Source organism: Agromyces binzhouensis (assembly GCF_004135055.1).
GTDB classification, from domain to species: domain Bacteria; phylum Actinomycetota; class Actinomycetes; order Actinomycetales; family Microbacteriaceae; genus Agromyces; species Agromyces binzhouensis.
This window is the reverse complement of the sequence record NZ_SDPL01000487.1, coordinates 1-2,043: the sequence shown is the minus strand read 5'-3', so window position 1 is coordinate 2,043 and position 2,043 is coordinate 1. Positions and strand designations below refer to the sequence as shown.

1 protein-coding gene and 1 pseudogene are annotated in these 2,043 nt (G+C 74.8%); both read left to right on the top strand.

All coding sequences use genetic code 11. The features are described 5' to 3' along the window. Positions 1–845 (top strand): annotated as a pseudogene (locus ESO86_RS19245) (hypothetical protein); the annotation flags it as partial. Between the two features lie 29 nt (positions 846–874). After that, a complete protein-coding gene (locus ESO86_RS15980) occupies positions 875–1,885 on the top strand; it encodes a tocopherol cyclase family protein (protein WP_129235839.1) in 1,011 nt (336 codons plus the stop codon). Positions 1,886–2,043: the final 158 nt, after the last annotated feature.

Genomic DNA, 2,043 nt, shown 5'->3' with positions numbered 1-2,043 from the left:
GCCGAGTGGCATCGGGCCTGGCCGTCGCGACCCTCGCGTCCGCCGCGCTGGGCGCGTGCGCCGCGGTCGACGAGCCGGACGCCGGCCTGCCCGACGGGCTCTCGGTCCAGGTCCAGCAGGGGCGACTCGACGTGCCGCAGGGCCGGCTCGTGCTGCACTTCGAGAACGCGGGCGACCCGGTCGCGGTGACCGCGGTGGCGGTCCGCTCCCCGGCCCTCGAACCGGGCATGGACCGCGACGAGGCGTTCGAGCTCGATCGGGGCGACGCCATCGACATCCGGCTCGACCTGACCGACAGCGTGTGCGACGCCGACCCCGCCGCCATCGGCATCGAGCTGCGCCTGACGACCGCCGACGGTGCCGAACGCGAGGGGACGCTCGAGCCCGACGACCCGTTCGGCACGATGGCGCGCATCGCCGACGCCGACTGCCTCGCCGAATCGGTCGCCGGCGTCGCGACGATCGAACTGCCCGAACACCTGCGGACGACGGGCGCGGGAGCCGCGCAGCGCGCGTGGATCGACGTGCGCGTCGCGCCCGTGGCATCCGGCGACGGCACGCTCGCGATCGACGGCGTGTCGGCGACGACGCTCATCGGCAACGAGGACGGCCAGGACTGGCCGCTCGGCATCGAGGTCGCCGCGGGCGACGAGCCGGTCGACGTGCCGCTCGCCGTCCGTCCCGCGCGGTGCGACGCGCACGCCCTCGCGGACGACAAGCGCGGCACCATCCTGCCGTTCGCGGTCGCGACCGGCGACGGCCGGGAGGGTCGCCTCGAGATCGCCTCGGGCGCCGCGCTCAAGGCCGACCTGTACGCCTACTACGCCGAGCGCTGCGGCCTGTAGGGGCGCCGCCGCGCCGGTACGCTGTGCCCATGCGGACACCGGCCCAATGGCTGCGCGGGGTGCGTCACCCTGAGGCGTTCCACGGCCACGGGGTGCGGCGCGGCTTCTTCGAGGGCTGGTACGTCAAGCTCGTCTCGCCCGACCGGGCGGCCCGCTGGGCGGTGATCCCCGGCGTGTTCCGTGGGATCGGCGGCGACGGCGGCGACGGCCCTGACGAGGCCTTCGTCCAGGTCCTCGACGGGCTGACCGGTCGCTCCTGGTACCACCGCTTCCCGCTCGAGGCGTTCACGGCGTCGGCGCACGGGTTCGACGTCGAGGTCGGCCCCAACCGCTTCGACGCGCGGGGCGTCACGCTCGACCTCCCCCAGCTGCGCGGGCGCATCGAGCACGCGGAGCCGCTCCGGCCGTGGCCGGTGACGCTCCGCGAGCCCGGCATCATGGGGTGGTACGGGCTGGTGCCGTTCATGGAGTGCTTCCACGGCATCGTCTCGTTCGGACACGGCCTCCGCGGCACGCTCGAGGTCGAGGGCGCCGCGGTGTCCTTCGACGGCGGGCGCGGCTACATCGAGAAGGACTGGGGTCGGGCGTTCCCGTCGGGCTACGTGTGGATGGCGAGCAACCACGTCGACCAGGCCGGCGGCGAGCATCCGGATGCCTCGCTCATCGCGTCCGTCGCGATCATCCCGTGGCTCGGCGGATCCTTCCGGGGCTCCATCGTGGGTCTCCGGCACGGCGGCCGCCTGCACCGCTGGACGACCTGGAACCGCTCGGAGGAGCGGCGTCTCGAGATCGACGACAGCCACGTCCGGTGGACGCTCGCGGGACCGGACGGCCTGCTCGAGCTCGAGGCGGAGCGGGTGCGCGGCGGCCTGCTGCACGCCCCCATGCGCACGGCCATGCACCAGCGGGTGGAGGAGACGCTCGACGCCCGCATCACGCTCCGGCACGTCGCGAACGACGGCACCATCCTGCTCGACGGCGTCGCCGAGTGCGCGGGACTCGAGGTCTTCGGCGACACCGACCGGATGCTCGCGCTCTGAGCGCGGCCGCCCGGTTCAGCGCGGCTCGACGACCCGCGCGAGCAGCTCGACGAGGAGGCGTTCGGTGAGCGGGCCGGGCAGGGCCTCGACGAGGGCGAGCACCGGCGCCATCCGCTCGGGCAGCGCTCCGGCGGCCCCCTCGCCGCCGAGCAGGCCGA